At 70.9% G+C, this 24,327-nt stretch carries 19 protein-coding genes and 1 pseudogene; 15 read left to right on the top strand and 5 right to left on the bottom strand.

The window, feature by feature from the left end; all coding sequences use genetic code 11:
- Positions 1-6 precede the first annotated feature (6 nt).
- From OG392_RS00960 to OG392_RS00915, 10 genes are all read left to right on the top strand, one after another.
- Positions 7-1,011 carry an ABC transporter ATP-binding protein gene (locus OG392_RS00960; protein WP_329274363.1) on the top strand — a complete coding sequence of 335 codons (1,005 nt, stop codon included), beginning with the start codon at positions 7-9 and terminating at the stop codon, positions 1,009-1,011.
- Entirely contained in the window at positions 995-2,020 is a 1,026-nt protein-coding gene (locus OG392_RS00955) for an ABC transporter ATP-binding protein (RefSeq protein WP_329274361.1), read from the top strand. Before OG392_RS00960 ends, OG392_RS00955 begins: the two co-directional genes overlap by 17 nt.
- Before the next feature lie 56 nt (positions 2,021-2,076).
- Positions 2,077-4,005, top strand: coding sequence for an N-acetylmuramoyl-L-alanine amidase (locus tag OG392_RS00950; protein ID WP_443055046.1), 1,929 nt, complete (start codon positions 2,077-2,079; stop codon positions 4,003-4,005).
- Between the two features lie 292 nt (positions 4,006-4,297).
- Positions 4,298-5,359: a C39 family peptidase gene (locus OG392_RS00945; protein ID WP_329274356.1), complete on the top strand. Its 1,062-nt coding sequence runs from the start codon at positions 4,298-4,300 to the stop codon at positions 5,357-5,359.
- Between the two features lie 440 nt (positions 5,360-5,799).
- Positions 5,800-7,845, top strand: a complete 2,046-nt coding sequence (locus OG392_RS00940) for a prolyl oligopeptidase family serine peptidase (RefSeq protein WP_329274353.1) — start codon at positions 5,800-5,802, stop codon at positions 7,843-7,845.
- Complete coding sequence (locus tag OG392_RS00935; protein WP_329274350.1) at positions 7,842-8,798, top strand: S66 peptidase family protein; 957 nt, start codon at positions 7,842-7,844, stop codon at positions 8,796-8,798. Before OG392_RS00940 ends, OG392_RS00935 begins: the two co-directional genes overlap by 4 nt.
- Positions 8,795-9,658 (top strand): M55 family metallopeptidase, encoded by an 864-nt coding sequence (locus OG392_RS00930; protein WP_329274347.1) that lies wholly within the window; start codon positions 8,795-8,797, stop codon positions 9,656-9,658. The genes OG392_RS00935 and OG392_RS00930 overlap by 4 nt, the downstream gene beginning before the upstream one ends.
- Positions 9,659-9,700: 42 nt before the next feature.
- A complete protein-coding gene (locus OG392_RS00925; RefSeq protein ID WP_329274345.1) occupies positions 9,701-11,044 on the top strand; it encodes a M20/M25/M40 family metallo-hydrolase in 1,344 nt (447 codons plus the stop codon).
- A gap of 24 nt (positions 11,045-11,068) precedes the next feature.
- Positions 11,069-12,373, top strand: a complete 1,305-nt coding sequence (gene lysA / locus OG392_RS00920; protein ID WP_329274342.1) for a diaminopimelate decarboxylase — start codon at positions 11,069-11,071, stop codon at positions 12,371-12,373.
- A gap of 145 nt (positions 12,374-12,518) precedes the next feature.
- The gene (locus OG392_RS00915) at positions 12,519-13,829 is read left to right on the top strand and encodes a diaminopimelate decarboxylase (protein WP_329274339.1); all 1,311 of its coding nucleotides are present in this window, start codon (positions 12,519-12,521) and stop codon (positions 13,827-13,829) included.
- Positions 13,830-13,896: 67 nt separating this feature from the next.
- On the opposite strand, the gene OG392_RS00910 is transcribed toward OG392_RS00915, so the two are convergent.
- Positions 13,897-14,544, bottom strand: a complete 648-nt coding sequence (locus tag OG392_RS00910; protein WP_329274337.1) for a response regulator transcription factor — start codon at positions 14,542-14,544, stop codon at positions 13,897-13,899.
- A complete protein-coding gene (locus OG392_RS00905) occupies positions 14,541-15,692 on the bottom strand; it encodes a sensor histidine kinase (protein WP_329274335.1) in 1,152 nt (383 codons plus the stop codon). The genes OG392_RS00910 and OG392_RS00905 overlap by 4 nt, the downstream gene beginning before the upstream one ends.
- A 132-nt stretch (positions 15,693-15,824) precedes the next feature.
- Between OG392_RS00905 and OG392_RS00900 the strand changes: the two genes are divergently transcribed.
- Together OG392_RS00900 and OG392_RS00895 are read left to right on the top strand one after the other, a co-directional pair.
- A complete protein-coding gene (locus tag OG392_RS00900; RefSeq protein WP_329274333.1) occupies positions 15,825-16,550 on the top strand; it encodes a class I SAM-dependent methyltransferase in 726 nt (241 codons plus the stop codon).
- On the top strand, positions 16,547-17,158 hold the full coding sequence (locus tag OG392_RS00895; RefSeq protein ID WP_329274331.1) for a DedA family protein: 612 nt from the start codon (positions 16,547-16,549) through the stop codon (positions 17,156-17,158). Before OG392_RS00900 ends, OG392_RS00895 begins: the two co-directional genes overlap by 4 nt.
- Before the next feature lie 302 nt (positions 17,159-17,460).
- Here OG392_RS00895 and OG392_RS00890 read toward each other — a convergent pair whose 3' ends face one another.
- Entirely contained in the window at positions 17,461-18,078 is a 618-nt protein-coding gene (locus OG392_RS00890; protein ID WP_329274329.1) for a TetR/AcrR family transcriptional regulator C-terminal domain-containing protein, read from the bottom strand.
- Positions 18,079-18,145: 67 nt separating this feature from the next.
- On the opposite strand from OG392_RS00890, the gene OG392_RS00885 reads away from it, so the two are divergent.
- Together OG392_RS00885 and OG392_RS00880 are read left to right on the top strand one after the other, a co-directional pair.
- Positions 18,146-19,399 carry a beta-ketoacyl-[acyl-carrier-protein] synthase family protein gene (locus tag OG392_RS00885; protein ID WP_329274327.1) on the top strand — a complete coding sequence of 418 codons (1,254 nt, stop codon included), beginning with the start codon at positions 18,146-18,148 and terminating at the stop codon, positions 19,397-19,399.
- A gap of 260 nt (positions 19,400-19,659) precedes the next feature.
- Positions 19,660-21,522, top strand: coding sequence for a glycoside hydrolase family 18 chitinase (locus OG392_RS00880; protein WP_329274325.1), 1,863 nt, complete (start codon positions 19,660-19,662; stop codon positions 21,520-21,522).
- Between the two features lie 89 nt (positions 21,523-21,611).
- Here OG392_RS00880 and OG392_RS37500 read toward each other — a convergent pair.
- Positions 21,612-21,732, bottom strand: a pseudogene (locus OG392_RS37500) (DUF5133 domain-containing protein); the annotation flags it as partial.
- A gap of 76 nt (positions 21,733-21,808) precedes the next feature.
- Positions 21,809-22,600 (bottom strand): response regulator, encoded by a 792-nt coding sequence (locus OG392_RS00875; protein WP_329274323.1) that lies wholly within the window; start codon positions 22,598-22,600, stop codon positions 21,809-21,811.
- Positions 22,601-22,718: 118 nt separating this feature from the next.
- On the opposite strand from OG392_RS00875, the gene OG392_RS00870 reads away from it, so the two are divergent.
- On the top strand, positions 22,719-24,323 hold the full coding sequence (locus tag OG392_RS00870) for a sensor histidine kinase (protein WP_329274322.1): 1,605 nt from the start codon (positions 22,719-22,721) through the stop codon (positions 24,321-24,323).
- Positions 24,324-24,327: the final 4 nt, after the last annotated feature.

Here is a 24,327-nt window from a genome sequence, read left to right as displayed (position 1 = left end):
GCGTCCATGTCCGCCGACACCCCCGCACTGCTGGAGGTCGACGACCTCTGCGTCGAGTTCCGTACCCGGCGCGGCACCATCCGCGCGGTGAACGGTCTGTCCTACACGCTCCGCGAAGGGGAGACCCTGGCGCTGCTGGGCGAATCCGGATCCGGTAAGTCCGTCGCCGCGCAGGCCGTCATGGGGCTGCTGGACACCCCGCCGGCGCACATCACCCGCGGCGCCGTACGGCTCCGCGGCGACGACCTGCTCTCCATGTCACCGGAGCACCACCGGGCCGTGCGGGGCACCCGCGTCGCCATGATCTTCCAGGACGCGCTCACCGCGCTCAATCCCGTCCTGACGGTGGGCGACCAACTGTCCGAGATGTTCAGGGTGCACCGCGGAGAGGGACGCAAGGCGGCGCTCGCCCGGGCCGTCGCGCTCATGGACCGCGTCCGCATCCCGGCCGCCGCCCGCAGGGTCCACGACTACCCCCACCAGTTCTCCGGCGGCATGCGACAGCGCGTCATGATCGCGATGGCGCTCGCCCTGGACCCGGAGGTCGTCATCGCCGACGAACCCACCACCGCCCTCGACGTCACCGTCCAGGCCCAGATCATGCGGCTGCTCCAACAGCTCCAGGACGAAACCCGCATGGGCCTCCTCCTGATCACCCACGACCTCGGCGTCGTCGCACAGGCCGCCGACCGCATCACCGTGATGTACGCCGGCCGCACCGTGGAGTCCGCGGGGGCGGAGGACCTCTACACCCGACCCGGCCACCCCTACACCCGGGGCCTCCTCGACTCGGTCCCCCGACTGGACCGCATGGGCAAGCCGCTCGTCCCCATCAGCGGCGCCCCACCACTGCCCTCGTCCGTTCCCACCGGATGCGCCTTCCACCCCCGCTGCCCCCGCGCCGAGCCGCGCTGCGCCAGTGAAGCACCCCCCTACCAGACCCTTTCGCCCGCAGGACACCGCAGTGCCTGCCACTTCGCCGAAGAGGTTCACCGTGCCCCCGTTGGCTGAGGCCGCTCCGCCCCTCCTTCAGGCAACAGCGCTCACCCGCCACTTCCCGATCACGGAAGGAGTCCTGCTGAAACGCCGCACAGGAGCGGTCAGAGCGGTCGACGGCGTCGACCTGACCGTTCACCCGGCGGAGACGCTCGGCATCGTCGGCGAATCGGGCTGCGGCAAGTCCACCCTCGCCTCCCTCCTGATGGCCCTCGACCGGCCCACCTCGGGCAGCGTCGTGATCGACGGGCAGGATCCCTTCTCCCTGTCCTCCCGGGAACTCCGCACCGTCCGCCGCCGTGTCCAGATGGTGCTGCAGGACCCGTACACCTCCCTCAACCCGCGGATGACCGCCGGGCAGATCGTCGGGGAACCGTTCGCCATCCACCCCGAAGCGGCCCCCAAGGCCGACCGCGGGCGCCGCGTGGACGAACTCCTCGAAACGGTCGGCCTGGACCCCACCCACCGAGACCGCTACCCGCACCAGTTCTCCGGCGGACAGCGCCAGCGCCTCGGAATCGCACGTGCGCTGGCGCTCGGACCACGGCTGCTGCTGTGCGACGAGCCGGTGTCCGCACTCGACGTCTCCGTCCAGGCGCAGGTCCTCAACCTGCTCCAGGAACTCCGCCGCGACCTCGGCCTCGCCTGCGTGTTCATCTCGCACGACCTCGCGGTCGTACAGCACCTCTGCGACCGGATCGCGGTGATGTACCTCGGGAAGATCGTGGAGACCGGAACCCGGGAGCAGATCTACACGGCCCCCCGCCACCCCTACACCCGCGCGCTCCTCGCCGCGGCACCCGTTCCGGATCCGAGACGCCGTGCGGCCGACGACGAGCACCTCCTGGAAGGGGACCTCCCTTCCCCCGCCTCACCGCCGTCCGGCTGTCGCTTCCGCACCCGCTGCCCCTACGCGCGTGAACAGTGCCTGGTGGAACCGGAACTGCGCACGCGTGACGGAGCCGATCACCCCACCGCCTGCCACTTCCCCATCGAAAGCATGGCAACAAGGAGGAACGCGTGAGCAGATCCACCCCGCGCCGACGAACAGCCGGCGTAGCAGCCATCGTGACGGTCCTGATGACCGGAGCACTCGCCACGCCCCCTGCGCAGGCCCGGCCGTCCGTGGCCACCGCGCACGACACCGGCGCCGGGAAGTCGTCCCGCGCGGAACTCTTCCGCGAGGCCGGCGAGCGCCACCACGTGCCCGAGACGGTCCTGCTCGCGGTCTCGTACCTCCAGAGCCGCTGGGACGACCACCGCGGCGCACCCAGCGTCGACGCGGGCTTCGGCCCCATGCACCTGACCGACGCCCGGGCGGCGCTCGCCGAGACGCCCCACCACTCGAGCGGTCACGAGGACCCGCGGGGCGACACCTCCCGGCCGCCCCTCGTACGCCGTGACACACCCGTCGATCAGGAACGGCTCCCCGCCTCACTGGAGACCCTGGGCCGGGCCGCGGCGCTCACGGGACTGCCGGCGAGCCGCCTCAGGACCGACCCCGCGGCCAACATCGAGGGCGGCGCCGCGCTCCTCGCGGACCACCAGCGGTCCGCCGGCCTGCCCCTGAGCACAGACCCGGCCCAGTGGTACGCGGCGGTCGCCGCCTACTCGGGCGCCGGCGAGACGGGCGCGGCCCGCCGTTTCGCCGACGACGTCTTCTCGCTGATCAACGCGGGAGAGTCGCGCCGCACCGACGACGGGACCGTCGTCACCCTTCCCCCCGTGCCCGTCCAGCCGGAGACCCGGCAGCTGGAGAGGCTCGGGCTGAAGGCCACCGTGCCGGGCGCCGACTGCCCCCGCGACCTGGGCTGCGACTGGACGCCGGCCCCGTATCAGATGCTCTCCGAAGAGCCGGGCGACTTCGGGAACCACGACCTCTCGGACCGTCCGAACAACCAGGCGATCGACTACATCGTGATCCACGACACCGAAGCGACCTGGGACACCACCCTCAAGCTGGTCCAGGACCCGACCTACGTGTCCTGGCACTACAGTCTCCGCTCCGCGGACGGCCACATCGCCAACCACCTGCGGGCGAAGGACGTCGGCTGGCACGCCGGCAACTGGTACGTCAACTCCAAGTCCATCGGTCTCGAACACGAGGGCTTCCTGGCCGAGGGCGGCCAGTGGTACACCGAAGCCATGTACCGGACGTCCGCCCGCCTCGTCCGCCATCTCGCCAAGAAGTACGACGTCCCCCTGGACCGGGCCCACGTCATCGGCCACGACAACGTGCCGGGCACCGTGCCCGCCAACGTCGCCGGCATGCACCAGGACCCCGGCCCCTACTGGGACTGGGACCACTACTTCGGCCTCCTGGGCAAGCCGTTCAAGGCCCACGGCAAGGCCACCTCGCCGCTGGTGACGATCCGCCCCGACTACGACTCGAACACGGAGCCGTACTACTGCGGAGCGACTCCGGCCGACCTCTGCCCCGTGCACGGGTCCGCCTCCATCACCCTGCGCAGCGAACCCCGGGAAGACGCCCCGCTGGTCACCGACGTCGGCATCCGTCCGTCCCCCGGCACCTGGTCCGTCTACAACCACGCCGCGCGTGTGAGCACCGGGCAGAAGTACGTGGTGGCCGAACGCCGCGGCGACTGGACGGCCCTGTGGTACCTGGGGCAGAAGGGCTGGTTCAAGAACGACCCCCGCCACGCGATGACGCTGCCCTCCAAGGGGCTGGTGGCGCGGTTGCGCCCCGGACTCGACAGCGCGCCGCTCTACGGCCGCGCCTACCCGGAGCCCGCCGCGTATCCCGCGGACATTCCGGTCCAGCCCCTGGTGCCGCTGCAGTACACACTCCTCCCGGGACAGTTCTACAGCGTCGGCCAGACGGTCAACGGCGAGTACTACCACTCCAAGACCTTCGAGCTCGCCGGCCACACCGTGGTCCGCGGCGCGCTCAGGTACCACCAGGTGCAGTTCGGCCACCGCATCATGTTCGTCAAGGCGGACGACGTCGTCGTGAACCCGGCCGCCGTACTGCCTCGTGCGGTGAACTGACCGCAGGCGGCATCCGGAGCGGCCTGGAACTCCTCATCGGGAAGTCCAGGCCGCTACCATGTGGGCCCCGCCCCGCCACCAGCGTCAGGCAGGGTCGTACCGAAGCTACGAGAAAGCAGCAGGGAAGACCGTGACAGGCGAGAACTGTGGGCGAACGAACGACCCGTTCGATCCTCAGGCGGTGCTGCACCGCTGGTCGGAGGCCTGTCATTTCTCCGATGCCACGTTCACTGGAACGGCCTGGTCGGACGGAGCCCTGCGCCTGGAACACCCCGAAGGGCAAGAGGCCTTCGTGGATCAGCACGGGCACGCCACGCTCGAGTGGGAGTACGCGACCTGCTCCACCGGCTGGCGCGAGCTGCCCTTCCCGGCCGAGGAACTCATCCCCTCGTGGACCGCTCTCACTCCGGCGGGAACCCGGCTGAGGGTGCGGCTCCGTGTGCGCGACGCGCAGGGAGATCCCTCCGCTTGGTACGTCATGGCGCACTGGACGTCCGACGACGACGTCGTACACCGCACCACCGTGCCCGGCCAGGCCGACCCCTTCGGATCGGCGGACGTGGACGTCTTCGTGGCGTCCCCCGGCCGGCCCGTGCACGGCTACGAACTCGAGGTCAGGCTGGCGCGCACGCGGGGCACCTCCGAAGGGCCCGTCGTCCAGACCCTCTGCCTCGCCGCGTCGTCGCTGCCCCCCGGCCACCGCCAAGCGGTGAGCGCACCCGCCGGGGCCCGGGGCAAGGTCCTCGACGTACCGCGCCGCTCCCAGGAGGTGCACACCGGCCACAGTCCGCAATGGGACGGAGGCGGAGAAGCCTGGTCGGCGCCCGCCTGCACGGCGATGCTCGTCGAATACTTCGGCCACGGGCCGAGCGACGACGAAACGGCGTGGATCGACCCCGCCGACACCGCCCCGCAAGTCGACTACACGGCCCGTGCCGTGTACGACTACGCCTACAAGGGCTGCGGCAACTGGGCCTTCAACGCCGCCTATCCCGCGCGGTACGGACTCAGGGGCCTGGTCACGCGTCTCCGCTCGCTGAGCGAGCTCGAACGCTTCATCTGCGCGGGCATTCCGGTCGCCACGGCCCAGAGCTTCCGCATCGGCGAACTGGCGGGCGCGGGTTACTCGCCGGCCGGCAGCATCAAGATCGTCTGCGGGTTCACGGAGGACGGAGACGTCGTCGCCAACGACCCGCTCTCCGCCACCGACGAGGACGTACGAAGGGTCTACGCGCGCGGGGAGTTCGAACGCGTGTGGCTGTCGGCGTCCGGCGGCGGGGGAGTGGTCTACCTTCTGTACCCGCCTGACCTGCCCCTCCCCGCGCACGTGCGCGGTCTCGACCCGAACTGGTGACCCCGTAGGGCACTCCTGGACCGACGAAATGTCGTGTCCCCCGTTCCAGGCCGGGACCTTTTGTTGATCGCTCGAGCCGGGGCGGCCTCTCTACCGTGTGAGTCATGAGAACAGCTCCGCCGCACCGCCGCGGTCCACGTGACGGCACGGTGCATCACTGCCCACCGCCGCGGTAACGCCTCGGCGCCCACGTGTCCGGCGCGCTCACCTGCCTGCACGACGCACCCCTGGCGGGGCGGGCCCCGCTCGTCCCCGCCGTCCGCGGCCGGCACCGGCCAGCCCCACCCCCCACGTGTGCTGCCCCGCGCCGTGAGCCCGGACCCAGCGAAGCAACCGGCCCCCCGCGGTCCGCCCGGCGGGACAAAGAGGCCGGCGTGCCAGACCCCTCACCGATCGAACCTCACGACGCCCATCCTCATGGGCACAAGGCGGTAACCCCGATGAACCACTCGCCCGCCGCCCGGAGCACGCCGCGTGCCTTCCGGGCCTGGCCCTCCGACATCACCGCCGCGGTCGTCGCCAGCCAGGACGGAACGCCCGGCTGGGTCTCCCTGGTCGGCGACGACGTCTGGTGGGACGAACCACGACCCGACGAGGCCGGGCGCCGCTGCGTCGTGCGCACCACACCGGCCGGTGAGGTCGAGGACGTGCTCCCAGGGGGCCTCGACGCCCGGAACGGTCTCCACGAGTACGGCGGCCGGAGCTGGCGCCCCACCGGTGACGGTGTCGTCTTCACCCACTGGCACGACCAGCGTCTCTACGTGCACTGCCCGGACGGCCACGACGAGCCCCGCCCCCTGACGCCGACGCGCAAGAACGTCACCTACGGCGATCTCTATGTTCCTCCGTCGCGGAACGAGGTCTGGGCAGTGCGCGAAACCCGCTCGGGCGGGGTACGCGACGTCGAACGCGCCCTCGTGGCCGTGTCCCTCAGCACCGGCACCGAACGGACGATCGCCGCGACCCACCGGTTCATGACCTGCCCCCGCATGTCGCCGGACGGCCGGCACGTGTCCTGGATCGGATGGAATCACCCCGACATGCCGTGGGACGGCACGGAGTTGTGCGTCGCGCCCCTGCGGGCCGACGGGAGGGCCGGCGTCCACGACATCCGGGCGGGCGGTCCCACGGAGTCTGTGGCCCAGGCCGAGTGGCAGGACGCCGACACCCTCTGGGCGGTCACCGACCCCGCCGGCTGGTGGAACCTCCACCTCGTGCCCGCCCGGGGAGGCCCCGCACGGGTTGTCGCGGACGTGGAGGAGGAGTTCGGCGGAGCCCTGTGGAAACCGGGCACCTCGTGGTTCGCCCCCCTCCCTGACGGACGCGCGGTGGCCATCCACGGCACAGGCGCGGGACGACGGATCTCCGTGGTGGATCCCGACGCCGGACCCGGGCTCCCCGTACTGACACCGCTCGACCTCCCGTATACCGACTTCGTCCAGAGCATCGACGCCGACACCGGCCGCCTGGTCGCCGTCGGAGCGGGCCCGACCCTTCCCTACGCCGTCTTCACCGCCGCGGTGCCCGCCACCGGCACCGCGCCCGTCCACGACGCGCGGATCGTCTCCGCCTCGTCCCGACCTCACGTGGATCCCGCCTGGCTGCCCCAGCCCACCGCACGCACCTTCCCCGCCGGCTCGATCCAGTCCGCCCGGGGCCGGACGAAGACCGACGACATCCTGGTGCGCGCCCACACCTATCCACCCACCCACCCGCACCGCACCACCGCCGACGGAGCGCGTTCTCCCTGGGTGGTCTTCGTGCACGGCGGCCCCACCGGCGACTACCCCATGGTGTACGACCTCGAGATCGCCTACTTCACCAGCCGGGGCATCGGCGTCGCGACCGTCGACTACGGCGGGTCCGTCGGATACGGCCGCGCGTACCGGGAGCGCCTGAAAGGTGCCTGGGGAGTCGTCGACGTCCAGGACTGCGTGACCGTCGCGCGGGCCCTGGTCGCCGAAGGGCTTGCCGATCCCGACCGGCTGGCGATCCGGGGCGGGAGCGCTGGCGGCTGGACCGCGCTCGCCGCCCTGACCCACACGGACACCTTCGTCGGCGCGGTGTCCCTCTACGGCATCACCGACCCCGTCAGCTGGGCGGACACCACCCACGACTTCGAGTCCCACTACCTGGACGGTCTGATCGGCCCCCTGCCGCAGTGCGCCGCCCTCTACGAACAGCGCTCGCCCGTCCTTGCCGCACCTCACGCCAGTGGGCCCGCGCTCCTGCTTCACGGCCTGGAGGATGCCATCGTGGACCCCGCCCAGTCCTCAGCCATGGCCGGGGCCCTGAGAAAGGCCGGCATCCCCTACCAGCACGCGGAATTCCCGGGCGAACGCCACGGCTGGCGGCGCGCCGAGACCATCCGGGCCGCGCTTGAGACCGAGCTCCGCTTCTACGAGCGGATCTTCACCCTTTCCGAAGAAGCGGGAGTGAGTACGGGCCGCCCCGTGCGCTCCTCTCTCCCGGAGCCGCAGTCATGACGGCCGCCACCGAGGGCACCCCACCGGCCGACGTGAGGAGGCCCCGCCTGCTCCCTTCGCCGCTGCGACCTGGAGACACCGTGGCCGTCGTCGCGCCGGCCGGGCCCGTGGACGCGACGGAGATGTCCGCCGCCCGGAGCCTGCTGGAGAGCTGGGGCCTCACGGTGCGCTCGACTCCCCGGCTCTTCTCCACCCGGCTCGGCTACCTGGCGGGCTCCGACGAGGACCGCCTCGACGACCTCACCGAAGCCTGGCTCGAACCCGAGGTCCGAGGAGTCTTCTGCGCACGGGGCGGCTATGGAACCCAGCGCATCGCCGACCTGCTCGACTACCCGCGCCTCGCCGCCGCGGGCCCCAAGTTCCTCGTCGGCTCCAGCGACATCACCTGCCTGCACCAGGCGTGGGGCGACCGGCTCGGCCTGGTCACGCTCCACGGCCCCATGCCGGCCTGCCGACCGCTTCACGACGACGAGGAAACCGCCCGTCACCTGCACGCGGCCCTCTTCGGTCCGTCCGCCCGCTCGCTGGCCCTCGCCGGGCCCGTCCTGGTGCCCGGACGGGCGGAGGGGCGCCTCACCGGTGGGAACCTCTCCCTGCTCGCCTCGTCGATGGGAACCCCCACCGCACCCGACACCGAGGGGTGCGTCCTCTTCCTCGAAGAGGTCGGCGAGGACGCCTATCGCCTGGATCGGTCCCTGACGCAGCTCAGACGTGCCGGCGTGCTGCAGCGCACGGCCGGGGTGGTGCTCGGCGACTTCTCCGCGTGCGGCCCCCCGGAGGACGTGGAGGGCGTCCTGCGGGACCGCCTGTCCGATCTGGGCGTCCCCGTGGCATCCGGACTGCCCGCCGGTCACGGACTGCGGCAGCTGACCCTCCCCCTCGGCGCGGACGCGGTACTCGACACAGCCCGGCACCGCGTGACCCTGCCCCCGCAGCGAGGGACCCCCCGATGACACGTGTGCTCATCTCGGCCGACATGGAAGGCGTCACGGGCGTCACCTGCCCGGACGACGTCGAACCTGGCACGGCCTCCTGGGAACGACTGCGTCCCCTGTTCACCGGCGACGTCAACGCCGTCGTCGACGGACTCCTCGCGGGCGGCGCCGGGGAGGTAGTGGTCAACGACGCCCACTACACCCAGCGGAACCTGCTCATCGAGGCCCTCGATCCCCGCGCGCGCCTCCTCACCGGCCGCCACAAACCGCTGGGCATGATGGAGGGCATCGACCGGGCCGACGCAGTCGTCCTCCTCGGCTACCACACCGGCGCCGGACAGCAGGGCGTCCTGTCCCACACGTACCTCGGAACCGGGTTGACCGCCTTCCGGATCGACGGTGAGCCCGCCGACGAAGGGCGCATGAACGCCCTGATCGCGGAGGAACACGGCGTGCCCGTCATCCTGGTCACCGGCGACGACCGCACCTGCGAGGCAGCCCGGACATGGGCCCCGGACGCCCGCGTCGTGGCAGTCAAGGAATGCGTCAGCCGGTACGCCGCGCTGTGCCTGCCTCCCACGCGGAGCGCGGAGCTGTTGCGCGCGCAGGCCACGGAGGCCGTGCGCGCCCAGAGCGTCCCCACCGAGCACCTGGACGGACGGACACGGCGCGTGCGCGGCGGCCCCGCAGGGCCCCACCGCTTCGAGCTCGACTTCCACGCGCCCCATCTGGCCGCGGCGGTGCTCGCCGTCCCGACCGTCGAGCACAACGGTCCGTGCGGAGTCGCCTTCACGTCACCCGACGCCACCACGGCGGCCAGGACCTTCAAGGTGTGCACCACCATCGCGGGCGCCGCGATGGAGGACCACTTCGACTGACCGCCCGCAGCTTCCCCGTCCCGACTCCCCGCGGAGACCTCCGTGACCCTCGCACCACCCCACGGTCTGCACGACGGCTTCGCCGACGACGTCGCCCGGCTCTGCTCCGACCTCCTGCGCATCGACTCGACCAACGCCGGGGACGAGACAGGACCCGGCGAACGACAGGCCGCCGAGTACGTCGCGGAAGCCCTCGACCAGGTCGGAGTCGCCACCACCCTCACCGAACCCAGGCCCCGCCGTACGAGCGTCCTCGCGCGGATCACCGGCCTGGACCCGTACCTGCCCCCGCTCCTCGTGCACGGGCACCTCGACACCGTGCCCGCCGAACCCCGCGACTGGACCCGCCACCCCCTATCCGGCGATCTCCACCACGGCTGTCTGTGGGGGCGGGGAGCGGTGGACATGAAGGGGACCGTCGCCATGGTCCTCTCCCTCGTCCGGGCCTGGGCCCGCACCGGGCACCGCCCCCGCCGCGACCTGGTCCTCGCGTTCCTGGCGGACGAGGAGGCGACGGGAGAGTACGGCTCACGCCACGTCGTCACCACGCACAGGGAGCACTTCGCCGGTGTGGAGCAGGCGATCAGCGAGTCGGGCGGGTTCTCGATCACCACACGGCCTAGGCACGCCGGGACCGACGCGCGCGTATACCCCATCGCCGTCGGAGAGCGCGGCACCGCGTGGATGCGCCTCACCGCACGGGGCACGGCCGGCCACGGATCGGGCCCCGCCCAGGACAACGCCGTCGCGGAACTCGTGCACGCCCTCTCACGACTCGCCACCCATCGATGGCCCACCGTCGTGTCGCCGGCAGTGGGCACCCTGCTGGACGCCCTCGACCGCATCCTGGGGATCCGCATCGACCGCACCCGACTGGAGGACGAGGCCGCCCGCCTCGGACAGTTGGGTGAACTCTTCGACTGCACCATCCGCAACACGACCAACCCCACCGTGCTCCAGGCCGGCCACAAGGTGAACGTCATCCCCTCCCGCGCCCGGGCCGAGGTGGACGGCAGGTTCCTCCCCGGAGCGCAAGCCACCTTCCTGGAGACCGTCGACCGGCTCCTCGGCCCCAAGGTGACCCGGGAGTTCATCAACTGTGAGGACGCCGTCGCAGCCGACCACGAAGGACCAGCCTTCGCCGCCATGGCCGACGCCCTCCGCAGCCAGGACCCGCACGCGCACCCGGTGCCCTTCATCCAGTCCGGCGGCACCGACGCCAAGGCCTTCGCGAAGATCGGGATCAGCACCTACGGGTTCACACCCCTCCTGCTCGACCCCCACCTGCACTACTTCGGCATGTTCCACGGAGTGGACGAGCGCGTGCCCGTGACAGGCCTCGACTTCGGGGTCCGCGTCCTCCACCGGTTTCTGACCACCTACTGAGCGCCCTCTCGAAGGGGAACCATCGTGCACCCTCCTCAGCACCTGTGGCCCGTCACGACCACCAGTGGCACCGAAGGCATGAAGATCGGCGGCATGCTCCTGAGCGATCTCGCCGAAGAGTTCGGCACCCCCGCCTTCGTCCTGGACGAAGAGGACTTCCGCGGCCGCTGCCGCTCCTGGCGCGACGCCTTCGGCGGCCACGACGTCTACTACGCCGGCAAGGCGTTCCTCTGCCACCAAGTCGCCACGTGGCTCAAGGAGGAGGGACTGGGAATCGACGTGTGCTCCGCCGGCGAGCTGCGCACGGCCCAGCGCGCGGGAGTATCCGGCGCCTCGTTGATCTTCCACGGCAACAACAAGTCGGCGGCCGAACTCGCGGAGGCCGTCGCCTACGGGGTCTCGCTGATCGTCGTCGACTCCGAGGACGAGATATCGAGGCTGTCGGCCATCGCCGGTCTCCACGGCGTGCTCCAGCAGGTCCTCATCCGGGTGACCCCGGGCGTGGAGGCGCACACGCACGCCCACATCACCACCGGCACCGACGACCAGAAGTTCGGCTTCTCCCTGTCCACCGGAAGCGCCCACCGTGCGATCTCCCGGGTCCTGGCCTCGCCCGGTCTCGAACTGGTGGGCCTGCACAGCCATCTCGGCTCGCAGATCCTGCGCCCGGACGTCTTCGAAGTCGCCGCCGACCGACTCGTCGGCCTCATGGCCGACACCGCGCGCACGCACGGAGTCCTGCTGCGCCGACTCGACCTGGGAGGAGGCCTGGGCATCGCCTACCTCCTCGACGAGAGGCCCCTGGACGTGCGGGACGTCGCCCCGGTCGTCATCGACCGGGTCCAGAAGGCGTGCGCCGAAGCGGGCCTCCCCATGCCGCGGCTCGCCGTCGAGCCCGGGCGGGCGATCGCGGGACCCACCACGGTGACCCTCTACACCGTGGGCACGATCAAGCGCCAGCCCGGACTGCGCACGTGGGTGTCCGTGGACGGCGGCCTGAGCGACAACATGCGCCCCGCCCTGTACGACGCCTCCTACACGGCCGTCCGGGCAGGCCGCGCCACGGGGACGGCCGCCGAGGAAACGGTCACCGTCTGCGGCCGGCACTGCGAGTCCGGAGACATCGTCGTGGACTCCGCCCCGCTCCCGGCCGACCTCGCCGTCGGCGACCTCCTGGCCGTGCCCGCGTCCGGCGCCTACCACCGATCCATGGCGAACAACTACAACTGCCAGCCACGCCCACCCGTCATCGCCGTCCGCAACGGCACCGCACGCGTCATCGTCCGGAGGGAGACCATCGACGACGTGCTGCGGCTCGACGTCGAGTGAGCGACCTCCGGCAGACCGGGCGCGACGCCACCACGCACGACGAGGCGTTCGGCGCCCGCCACCAGAGCACGGCCTCGCCCCTCACGTCCGCTCACCCGAGGTGACCGGGCGCCGCACCCGCTGGAAGCGAAGGGAAAGACGCATCATGCTGCACCAGGAAAAAGTTCAGGCCACCCTGCGAAAAGCGACGCTGGAGGGCGTCGTGGGAGTGGGCCACCCCGTCGCCGGCTTCATCGACGTCCAGGGCGTACGCGACAGCGTCACCGCACTCCAGGACGCCTTCACCCATGTGCCGGACGTCCTGCACGCCTTCGCCGCCAAGGCCTGCCCGCTCGTTCCGGTCCTGCGGCTCCTGGCGGACGCCGGCATGGGCTGCGAAGCGGCGAGCCCGGGCGAGACCCGCCTGGCACTGGCCGCGGGATTCCCACCCGAGCGCATCGTTCTCGACTCGCCGGCCAAGACCCGGGCGGAGATCCGTGACGCGCTCACGCTGGGGATCGCGCTGAACGCGGACAATCTCGCCGAGCTCCATCGCATCGACGCCCTGCGTCCCTCCGACTCCCCGTCCGTCATCGGTCTGCGCGTCAACCCGCAGGTCGGGGCCGGCGCCATTGCGGCCATGAGCACGGCCACCCCCCACTCCAAGTTCGGGGTCGCCCTGGACGACCCCGGGGCCCGTGCGCGCGTGCTCGAAGCCTTCCTGCAGCGTCCCTGGCTCACCCGCCTCCACGCCCACGTCGGCTCGCAGGGCTGCCCCCTCCCGCTGATCGCGCAAGGACTCGCCGCGCTGCACCGACTCGCGGAGGACATCGACGAGTACGTCGGCAGACGCCAGGTCACCAGCCTCGACCTGGGCGGAGGACTGCCGGTCAACTTCTCCGACGACACGACCAGGCCGACGTTCGAGGACTATGTCCGCGTCCTCACCGACGTCGAACCCGCCCTGCTCGACGGCCGCTACCAGCTGGTCACCGAATTCGGCCGGTCGCTGCTCGCCAAGAACGGCTTCACCGCGGCGGTGGTCGAGTACGTCAAGACCTCGGGCGGCCGGCGGATCGCGCTCACCCATGCCGGAGCGCAGGTGGCGACCCGTACCGTGTTCATGCCCGACGCCTGGCCCGTGCGGATCACCGGTCACGCCCCGGACGGCATGCTCAAGACGACTCCCGTGGTGCCCCAGGACGTCGCCGGGCCCCTGTGCTTCGCGGGGGACGTGGTGGCGCACGAGCGCTTGCTGCCCGCACTCTCGGAAGGCGACCTCGTGGTGCTGCACGACACCGGGGCCTACTACTTCTCGGCGCCGTGGGCGTACAACAGCCTGCCGCGACCGGGAGTGTACGGAGTCCTCCATCGGGGCGACGACACCGTGCTGATTCCCGTACGAACACCTCAGTCGCTGGACGACCTGGTGGAGGAGAGCGGCCTGTGCCACGCGGACGCGCTGCTCACGCCGTAAGTCCGGGAACACCGGTGCAGCTCCGTGTTCGTCCCGACACCTCTCTCGTCGCGGGAGCGGGGACGCGTCAGGTGAGGCCGGCGTCGCGGGCCAGGAGGGCGGCCTGTACGCGGTTGGTGACGTCCAGAGCTGTGAGGATGCGGCTGACGTGGGCCTTCACCGTGCTCTCGCGCATCCCCAGGGAGGCCGCGATGTCGGCGTTGGTGTCCCCTTGCGCGAGCAGGGCCAGGACATCGCGTTCGCGGGGTGTGAGCCGGTCCAGCCGGTCACGGGCCCCGGCGGCCTGGGGAAGCCCTGACCGGTGGTACCGGTCGATGATGCGGCGGGCGGCAGTGGGGTGGAGCATCGCGGAACCGGTCGCGACCAGGTGGACGGCGCGCAGGATCTCGGCCGGATCCGTGTCCTTGAGCAGGAACCCGTCGGCTCCGGCGGCCAGGGCGTTGTAGACGTATTCGTCGAGGTCGAAGGTGGTCAGGGTGATGACCTTCGGCGGGTGGGGCAGGGCGCGCAGGTGGGCAGTGGCCGTGATGCCGTCCATGCGGGGCATCCGCACGTCGACGAGGGCCACGTCGACGCGGCGCGCGGTGGCCAGTTCGACCGCGTGGAGACCGTCGGAGGCCTGAGCGACGACGTCGATGTCCTCATCGCCCTTCAGGAGGTCTGCCAGGCCGAGGCGGACCAGGGCGTCATCGTCGGCGATCATCACGCGGATCATGGGCGGGAGCCGTTCTGTGCCGGGGGTGCGGGTCGGGGGATGCGGGCAGCGAGCCGCCAGGAGCCAGGTCCGTGAGGCCCTGCGTGGAGGTCCCCACCCAGGGCACGGACGCGTTCGGCCAGACCCACCAGTCCGAAACCGGAGGGGGTGCCGTGTCCGGCCGTTTCGCCGGAGCCGTTGATGATCTCCACGACGGTGGCGGGTCCTCCGTAGTCCAGACGGATGCGCACGGGTGCGCCGGCCGCGTGCTTGCGGGCGTTCGTTAGGCCTTCCTGGACGAGGCGGTAGAGAGCCAGCCGGTGCGACGCCGGCGCCTGCTCGGCTCTCCCACTGACCCGCAGTTCGACCTGCTGGCCGGCCTCCCGGGCCTGCTCGACGAGCTCGTGGACGTCGCGCAGGATGGGGGAGGGAGGGGCCTCGGCGGTGGGGCCGCGTTCATGCAGGGCCCCCAGGACGTCCCGCAGGTCCGCCAGGGCTTCGGTGGAAGCGGTACGCAGCAGAGTGAGGCGTTCGGCGACCGGGGGAGGCAGGGTCGAGGCCCGTGTGGACAGGACACCGGTGTGCAGGGCGATGAGGCTCAGACGGTGGGCGAGCACGTCGTGCATCTCGGCGGCGATGCGTGAACGTTCCGCGGCCCGCGCCGTCTCCTCCCGGAGCTCCCGCTCGACGCGCAGATGCTCGACCTGGTCGTTCAGCGCCCTGACCAGACGGCGGCGGTTGCCCATCCAGAGCCCGCCGACCATGGCCAGAAGCATGAAGAGGACGGGGCCGTACTGCTGTGGGCGCCACAGGGAGATCGCCGCCGGTGCCACCGCGTTGACGGCCAGCACGACGGCGCAGCTGCCTACGGCCATCGTGATGCGGCGGCACGCGGCCAGGTCGAACAGGGCGACGAGGAGCAGCGACAGCATCGGCCACCCCCACAGCCCCGTTGCCACCACCGCGGTGAGCGGGGCGGCGAACCACGGAAGCCGGGGACCTGCCAGCAGCGCCGCACCGCTCACCACCGCGACCGCGGTGCGAGGCGTCAGGTACTGGCCGTCCGCGGTCACCGCACCGTTGAGAACGGCCGTGGCGGTCGCCAGGACCACCACGCCCCGGCGGGGATAGGCGCTCCATGCGGACGGGAGTGTCCAGCTTGCTCTCACGCTCAGAATTCTAGAAGCGGGCGCCGCGGAAGGACTCCGACCATCATCCCGCTTCACCCCCTACTTTCGTAGGGGCATCCGGGCGCACATCGGATGATTTCAAGGCCCAGAACCATTTCTAGCGTTCAGTCCATGGATAAGCGGACCACTTCACCTGAACGAGTCATCGCGCAGCGCCATGCCGAGGGTTGGATGTTTCTCCTCGAAGCCGCCCGCGACATCCACAGGACCGGCGCCATCGCCCCCAGCAGCCCTTCCCTTGCCCGCGCCCTGACCGACCCCGTGCGAGCCCGGGGGGACCGGCCCGTGAACGTACTGGAGGCCGGAGCGGGGACCGGGGCGGTCACCCGCACGCTGATTCCCCAGCTGGCGCCCGGAAGCCTCCTGGACATCGCCGAGACCAACCCGCGCTTCACTGCCAGGCTGCACCGGCTCGTGCACACGCACCCCCACCTCGCGGGCCGCGGTCAGCTCGTCCGCATCCACGCGCGCCGCGTAGAGGACCTCGAACTCGACCGGCGCTACGACGTCATCCTTTCGGGCCTCCCCTTCGCCAACTTCACACCCGCCCAGGTCCAGACGATCATGGACCGCTATCTCGAGCTGCTCAAACCCGGCGGCAACCTGACCTACTTCGCCTACCTCGGCAGCCGCCAGGCCCGGTCCCTGGTCGCGACCCGGGCACAGGCCCGCCGCCACCAAGCAGTGGAAGAGGTGCTGCGCGGCTACCAGCGCCAGTACGCCACCGGATGCTGGACGGTCTGGTCGAACCTGCCCCCCGCAAGGGTCTGGCAGCTGACCCGTCCACCCTCCGCGATCCCCGGCCCGGAGCACACCGCGACCGGAGCCGACCGGTGAACGCGCTGATCACCGCCCTCAGCCACGTCCCGCCGACAGCCGCGTACGGGATCGTGGTCCTGGCCGTCCTGGCCGAGTCGGTCCTGCTCATCGGCGCCTTCGTGCCCACCCTGACCCTGCTGCTCACGGCCGGCGCACTGGCCCGCACCGGGCAGCTCGACCTTCCGCTGCTGATCGCGACCGCCGCGTGCGCGGTGGTCGCAGGTGACTTCCTCGGCCACCGCACGGGACGGGCGTTCGGCCCTCGCCTGCGTACCGGCCGCCTGGGCCGCGGCCTGCCCGACGCCGTATGGCAGCGCACGGAGGCGCTGATGGCCCGACGCGGCGGTCAGGCCGTCCTGTTCTCCCGCTTCCTGCCGGTGATCCGCACTCTCGTACCCCACCTGGCCGGCGCCACCCGCGTGTCCTACCTCCGCATCGCCCCCTACAGCGTCGTCGCCGCCCCGCTGTGGGCCGCCGTCGAGGCGGGTACCGGATACGCGGCCACCGCCTCCCTGCAACGCGCCCTCACCGTCGGCGGCCCCGCCCTCGCGGCGGCCGCCGTCGCCCTGGCGGCGATCCTGGGCGGGATGAAGCTGCGCCATCGCAGCAGGGCCCGCGTACTGTGACAGGAGTCCGCGGTCCGGCGGCGTCCACGCCCGGTCCGGACACTCGATCCTGGTGGCACCTTCGTCACGGAGGACCTGGACGAGGCGCTGCGGCTCTGCGAGGAGATGTCGGACGACGCCGACGCTCGTGTTGCTCGGGGCCAAACGGCTCGGTGCTGCTCGTCAGACCGGCCCCCGTACGTTCCGCCCGAGCGTCTACGAGGCACTGATCACGGTTCCGGACGTGCTCCGGAGAGCAGATGCCCTGACGCGTTGTGCGTCCACGGCGGCCAGGCTCCCTCGCCCGCATGGCGCTCCCCGGTCTACCCGTGCTCGGGCTGGTCATGGATGGTCAGTGATCCGGCGAGGTCGAGGTCGGCGACGGTGCCGTGTGCCCCGGCGCGGACGAGGAGCACTGCGCCGAGCGCGGTGCTCCAGAACGTCCTGGTCTCCACGCTGAGCGGTCGGCGGGTTCGCCAGCCGCGACTATCGATGATCTGGCTCACGAAGCGTTCGGATTGCCGGAACAGCAACTGGAGGTGCCGGTCGACCACGAGTCCGAGTTCCGGCTTCGAGATCCCGCCGGCGAGTGCTCGCGCGACCGATGGGAGCGAGGGCATCGCGAGTACCGCGCGGGCGATGTTGCGTCGGAATGCCGCCGCATCGGGGGCCTGGCGACCGATGCGCTCAATGCGTCGGACGTCGTGCAGCAAGGCGAGAAACGCGGCGTGCACGAGTAGCGAGTCTTTGGAGCCGAAGTAGTAGGTGACCTGGTTGGGGAAGGCGTCTGCCGCATCCGCGATCTCCGCGACGCTGACCTCCGCGCCGGGTCGCTCACGGCAGAGCCGTGCGGCTGCCTCAATCAGCCGGCGCCTCGTCGCGCGACCGCGGTCCCGCGACGGAGCCGACGTCGATCGTGCTTCGGTTCGCTTCTTCTCCACCCCGTCATTGTATGTGATACAACAAAGCCTCGTTCGTTTGTATCGCATACAAGAAAGGTCCGAGGGCATGCACCGGACTGAAGTCGTCATCACCGGACTCGGCGCGATCACACCACTCGGTCGAGACGTGGAGTCCACATGGAGTGCCCTGCTGGCCGGCGAGTCCGGCATCCGCGGCGGGGTCTTGCCAAGCCACCAGGACACCGGCCTTCCCGACATCGTCGCGGGCACCATGGCCATCGACCCCGCCGAGTTGCTGCTGCCGGTGCAGGCCAGGCGGCTCGACCGCTCCCAGCAGGCGGCCCTCGTAGCGGCGGCCGAAGCCTGGGCCGATGCCGGCACCCCCCGGGTGGACGCGGACCGGCTCGCGTCGGTGATCGGCACCGGTATCGGGGGCGTCCGGACGCTGCTCAAGGAACACGACGTACTGGAGACGGCCGGGAAACGGCGGGTCTCGCCACGCACCGTCCCGATGCTCATGCCCAACGCGGCGGCAGCACTGATCAGTATCGAATACGGTGCGCGGGCCGGGGCCTACACGCCCGTCTCGGCATGCTCCTCCGGCGCCGAGGCGATCGCCCTGGGGGCCCGGCTCATCCGTGCAGGCGAGGCGGAGGTAGTCATCGCGGGCGGGACCGAGGCCGCGATCACCCCGATCACCGTTGCAGGCTTCGTCCAGGCGCAGGCATTGTCGCGCTACAGCGTCGAACCAGCCTCAGCCTCCAGGCCGTTCGCCGCGGACCGCACCGGCTTCGTCCTCAGCGAAGGCGCCGCCGTCGTCGTGCTCGAAAGCGCCGAACACGCCACTGCCCGAGGCGCACACGTCCACGCAGTGCTCGCGGGCGTCGGCATCGCCGCCGACGCCCACCACATCACGGCCCCCGCCGCCGACGGCTCCGGCCAGATCTCAGCCATGCGCAAAGCCCTCGCGCAAGCACGCCTGGCCCCCGAAAACATCAGCCACATCAACGCCCACGCCACCGGGACCCCGGTCGGCGACGTCGCCGAGGCGCACGCCATCCGGGAGGTCTTCGGCCGCGCCACCGTGACCGCCCCCAAAGCGGCGCTCGGCCATCTCTTCGGCGCCGCCGGCGCAATCGAAGCGCTCATGGCCGTCCTGAGCGTGAAGCACGGTGTCATCCCACCCACCCGTAACCTCACCACGGCCGGCGTCGACCCCGACATCGACCTCGATCTCGTCGCGGATCGACGAGACGCCCCCCAAGAGGCCGTACTCAGCAACTCCTTCGGCTTCGGCGGGCAAAACGTCTCCCTCATCATCGCCAGCGCACGCAACCACGCACTCCACCGGCCCTGTTGATGGTTTCGCCGTCGCCAGGGTCAAGGGCGCCCGTCCGATCGGGGCTCCTGTCACCCGGCACCCGGGACGGAGTGGCGGTCGAGGTCGCGAAGTCGTCAACGGCCTTTTGGTCCAGACCTCTTGACGATTGGTCTAGTCCTTCTTAGGGTCGCGGGGACACTGCGGTGGGTGCCGAGGAGGGACACCACGCACTCAGGGACACGCAGGGTCGACAGGCCAGGGACCACCCCTGCCCGCCGAACCTCACCCGAGGAGCTTCCTTGAGTACCCCAACGCGGCGGCGCCGCACCAGATCGGCGCAGAGCATCATCCTGAACAAGCGGTCCAAGGCCCTCGCGGGCGCCACCGCGCTACTCCTCCCGCTGGCCGCCATGGTCGGCCTCGCCGCCCCCGCGGAAGCCGCCGCCTCGGCCACCGCCACCTACACCAAGGCCTCCGAGTGGGGCTCGGGCTTCGAGGGCAAGTGGACGGTGAAGAACACCGGTACCACCACGCTCAACTCCTGGACCGTCGAGTGGGACTTCCCCTCAAGCACCAAGGTCACCTCGGCCTGGGACGCCACCGTCACCAACTCCGCGGACCACTGGACCGCCAAGAACCTCGGCTGGAACGGCACCCTCGCCCCCGGCGCCTCCGTCTCCTTCGGCTTCAACGGCAGCGGCACCGGCGCCCCCACCGGCTGCAAGCTCAACGGAGCCGCCTGTGACGGCACCACCCAGCCCGGCGACAACGCCCCCTCCGCCCCCGGCACCCCCGCCGCCTCCGACATCACCGACACCTCGGTGAAGCTCACCTGGAGCGCGGCCACCGACGACAAGGGCGTCAAGAACTACGACGTCAAGCGCGACGGCACCACCGTCGCCACCGTCACCGGCCTCACCTACACCAACACGGGCCTGACCGCCGGCACCGACTACAGCTACACGGTCGTCGCCCGCGACACCATCGACCAGACCGGCCCGGCCTCCGGCGCCACTCCCGTCCGCACCACCGGCGGCGGTGGCGGCGAGAACCCCGGCGGCAGCGGCAAGATCAACCTGGGCTACTTCACCAACTGGGGCTCCTACACGGTGAAGAACCTGGTGACCTCGGGCTCCGCCTCGAAGATCACCCACATCAACTACGCCTTCGGCAACGTGCAGAACGGCAAGTGCACCATCGGCGACCCCTACGAGGACTACCAGAAGTCCTACACCGCCGCCCAGTCCGTCGACGGTGTCGCCGACGCCTGGGACCAGCCGCTGAGCGGTCACTTCAACCAGCTGCGCAAGCTGAAAAAGGCCTACCCGAACATCAAGGTCCTGTGGTCCTTCGGCGGCTGGACCTGGTCCGGCGGCTTCGGCCAGGCCGTCCAGAACCCGACCGCCTTCGCGCAGTCCTGCTACGACCTGGTCGAGGACCCGCGCTGGGCCGACGTCTTCGACGGCATCGACCTGGACTGGGAGTACCCCAACTCCTGCGGTCTCACCTGCGACACCAGCGGCCCGGCCTCGATCAAGAACATGATGCAGGCCATGCGCGCCAAGTTCGGTCCGAACAACCTGCTCACCGCGGCCATCACCGCCGACGGCTCCAACGGCGGCCGGCTCGACGCGGCCGACTACGGCGGCGCGGCGCAGTACATCAACTGGTACGACGTGATGACGTACGACTTCTTCGGCGCCTGGGCCGCGCAGGGTCCGACGGCCCCGCACTCCCCGCTGACCTCGTACCCCGGCATCCCCGCGCAGGGCTTCAACTCGGCGGACGCGATCGCCAAGCTGAAGGCCAAGGGCGTCCCCGCCACCAAGCTGCTGCTCGGCATCGGCTTCTACGGCCGCGGCTGGACCGGCGTCACGCAGTCCGCCCCTGGCGGCAGCGCCACCGGTCCGGCGGCCGGCGTCGAACCGGGCAACCAGTACTACAAGGTCCTGAAGACCAGCTGCCCGGCCACCGGCACGATCGCAGGCACGGCGTACGCGCACTGCGGTTCCGACTGGTGGAGCTACGACACCCCCGCGACCGTCGGCACCAAGATGGCGTGGGCCAAGAGCCAGGGTCTGGGCGGCGCGTTCTTCTGGGAGTTCAACGGCGACACCGGCAACGGTGAACTCGTGAACGCGATCAGCAACGGCCTGAAGTAACCCCGGGTACGACCACGGGGTCGACCACACAGCCTGCCCGCCCCGATCAGGGGCGGGCAGGCCGCGTCCCAGCTGCCGGGTCTCCCCATCAGGACCGAGTCGTCCTCGGGGCGCCCCCTGGGCAGGCGGCGGCGGGCGGCGATCAGCGCGGCGTCGACTTCCCGGGTCCCGGTGGAGACACAATGTGTAGCCGAGATCCTCCATGCGGCGGCCCCCCGGGGAGCCCGCCGCCGGACTCGCGTGGCCGCGACGTCCCGACGGCCGACCGTGACCTTGTCGTCCCGTGTCAGCCGCGGGGCGGCCGGGTGGCGGTGTCCAGGTAGAAGGCGTCGATGCTCTGGACGGCGGCCTCGAACTCGTCCAGATTGACGGGCTTGGTCACGTAGGCGTTGGCGTGGCTGTTGTAGGCGCCGCTCACGTCGTCGGGCGCGGAGGACGTGGTGAGCACGACGACCGGGATGGTCTGGAACGCGGGATCGGACTTGAGGACCTTCAGCAGGTCCCTTCCGTTCATCCGGGGCATGTTCAGGTCGAGGACGATCAGGTCCGGGCGGGGGGTCCCGGGCGTGCGGAGGTGTTCGAGCGCGGCCACGCCATCGGTGACCTGCACCAGGTTCCGCGCACCCCGCTCGGACAGGGCCTCCTCGATGAGCATGGCGTCGGCCATGTCGTCCTCGACGAGCAGGACGTCGAAGGGCTGGACAGGCGTGGTCATCATCGGGTGCTCCATGGGTGCGTCGTCGGATGGGTCGAAGAGTCCCGGCCAGCGGCGTCGGGCACCTTGGCGTGTCATCCCGCATGCAGCGCCGATCTGCGGGTAACCGGCACCCGCACGCGCTGCGGACAGGGCGGCTCCGCGCTGGAGCTGCTCGGCGGCCTGCTGGAACTGTTCCAGCAGGTGCAGGACCGTCAGGGCCTGTGCCGCCTCGCGGTTTCCGGTCGGAGCTCCCTCCGGCGCGGACGGGACTTCTTCGAAGAGCTGGAGGGCAAGACGTCGCGCAAGGTGAGCGACCGCCGACGTCGCGACGGCTGCCGTCTCGTCGGGTGTGGTGCGCAGAACGAAGTTCCTGCCAGGCATATGCGGAACTGTAGGCGCAGATCCGACCCTGCGACAACAATCGTTGTCGGCCGCGTTCTACAGTGTGCGCTGTCGTCCATCTCAGCTGGAGGCGGCCATCATCGGAGGAGTTCTCGGAATGAGCGGTAGCGCCGGACCGCGCGCGGGCAGGTTCACCACCTGGACCACGCGCCGCTGGCTGCGGGTGGGTGTGTCCGCTTCGCTGACGGTCCTGACGATCCTCGGGCTCGCAGGGGCCTGGGTGCTGGGACGGACCGCCTCGCTCAGCGACGACCTGGTGAACGTCAAATCGCCGGCCCTCAGCACCGCCTTCCGACTGGAGTCGGCGGTGCTCAACCAGGAGACAGGCATCCGCGGCTACGGACTCACGGGAGCCTCCGAGACCCTCGACCCCTACCGTCAGGGGCTGGCCGACCAGGCCACGCACACCGCGCGACTCCAGGAGCTGCTCCGCGGCGATCCGGGCGGTCTGAGGGATCTCCAGGCCGTGCAGGAGGCGGTGGAGAGGTGGCAGGAGCGGATCGCCCGCCCCATCGCCGCCGCCCCGGTCGGCTCGCCCGCTCCGCTGGCCGCCAGCCGGGCCGCGGAGGGCAAGGAGACGTTCGACGCGCTCCGCGGCGCCCTCGCCGGCCAGCAGGAGAGGCTGCGGACGGACCGGACGCGGGCCGCCGCGGACCTGGCTGACACGATGGCGTTGAGGAACTGGGTGTTCACCGCGATCGCGGCCGTCATCGCCGCCCTCGCGGTCCTGGTCTTCGAGGCCCTGCGCCGGGGCATCACGTCACCCCTGGAGCAGCTCGGCAGGGACGCCCGGATCATCGCCGGCGGCGACTTCGAGCACCCCATCACACCCACCGGTCCGGCGGACCTGCGCCGGCTGAGCTCGGAGATCGACTTCATGCGCCGCCAGCTCGTACGGGAGCTGGCGTACACCGAAGAGGCACGACGGCGTCTCGACGCGCAGTCGGCCGACCTGCACCGCTCCAACGCCGAGCTGGAGCAGTTCGCCTACGTCGCTTCGCACGACCTGCAGGAGCCGCTGCGGAAGGTGTCCAGCTTCACTCAGCTCCTGCAGCGGCGTTACGGCGGCCAGCTCGACGACCGGGCCGACCAGTACATCGACTACGCGGTCGACGGCGCCAACCGCATGCAGGTCCTCATCAACGACCTCCTGGACTTCTCCCGGGTGGGACGCGTCCATCGTGAGCTGGAGAGCGTCGACCTCGACGTCGTCCACGAGCGGACGCTGTCCTCGCTGAGTGTGAGCATCGAGGAGACCGGCGCGTCCATCACCCACGACCCGCTGCCGTCACTGACAGCCGACAGCACCCAACTGGGCATGCTCTGGCAGAACCTGCTCGGCAACGCCATCAAGTTCCACCGCCCCGAAACGGCACCGCGCATCCACGTCTCCGCCGAGCGGGACGGAGAGCTGTGGAGGTTCGCCGTCACCGACAACGGCATCGGCATCGCCCCTGAGTACGCCGAGAAGGTCTTCGTGATCTTCCAGCGGCTCCACACCAAGGACGCCTACAAGGGCAGCGGCATCGGACTCGCGTTGTGCAAGAAGATCGTCGAGTTCCATGGCGGCACGATCGCGGTGGACCCCGATCACCATGACGGAGCCCGCATCACGTTCACCCTGGCGAGCGCCCCGCCGGCGCCGGAAGGGCTCTCCGCCATGCCGGCAGCGACGCGCGCAGACGAGGAGCAGGAGTCGTGACCCT

Origin of the sequence: Streptomyces sp. NBC_00691, assembly GCF_036226665.1 — a bacterium.
GTDB lineage: Bacteria > Actinomycetota > Actinomycetes > Streptomycetales > Streptomycetaceae > Streptomyces.
This window is presented reverse-complemented; position numbering and strand designations above follow the sequence as displayed.

Bases quoted from the DNA above. Each gene is read 5' to 3' on its own strand.
- OG392_RS00940 (WP_329274353.1), top strand. From the start codon at position 5,800: ATGAACCACTCGCCCGCCGCCCGGAGCACGCCGCGTGCCTTCCGGGCC.
- OG392_RS00960 (WP_329274363.1), top strand. From the start codon at position 7: ATGTCCGCCGACACCCCCGCACTGCTGGAGGTCGACGACCTCTGCGTC.
- OG392_RS00885 (WP_329274327.1), top strand. From the start codon at position 18,146: ATGCACCGGACTGAAGTCGTCATCACCGGACTCGGCGCGATCACACCA.
- OG392_RS00950 (WP_443055046.1), top strand. From the start codon at position 2,077: ATGACCGGAGCACTCGCCACGCCCCCTGCGCAGGCCCGGCCGTCCGTG.
- OG392_RS00870 (WP_329274322.1), top strand. From the start codon at position 22,719: ATGAGCGGTAGCGCCGGACCGCGCGCGGGCAGGTTCACCACCTGGACC.
- OG392_RS00910 (WP_329274337.1), bottom strand. From the start codon at position 14,544: ATGATCCGCGTGATGATCGCCGACGATGACGCCCTGGTCCGCCTCGGC.
- OG392_RS00930 (WP_329274347.1), top strand. From the start codon at position 8,795: ATGACACGTGTGCTCATCTCGGCCGACATGGAAGGCGTCACGGGCGTC.
- OG392_RS00935 (WP_329274350.1), top strand. From the start codon at position 7,842: ATGACGGCCGCCACCGAGGGCACCCCACCGGCCGACGTGAGGAGGCCC.
- OG392_RS00900 (WP_329274333.1), top strand. From the start codon at position 15,825: ATGGATAAGCGGACCACTTCACCTGAACGAGTCATCGCGCAGCGCCAT.
- OG392_RS00915 (WP_329274339.1), top strand. From the start codon at position 12,519: ATGCTGCACCAGGAAAAAGTTCAGGCCACCCTGCGAAAAGCGACGCTG.
- OG392_RS00875 (WP_329274323.1), bottom strand. From the start codon at position 22,600: ATGCCTGGCAGGAACTTCGTTCTGCGCACCACACCCGACGAGACGGCA.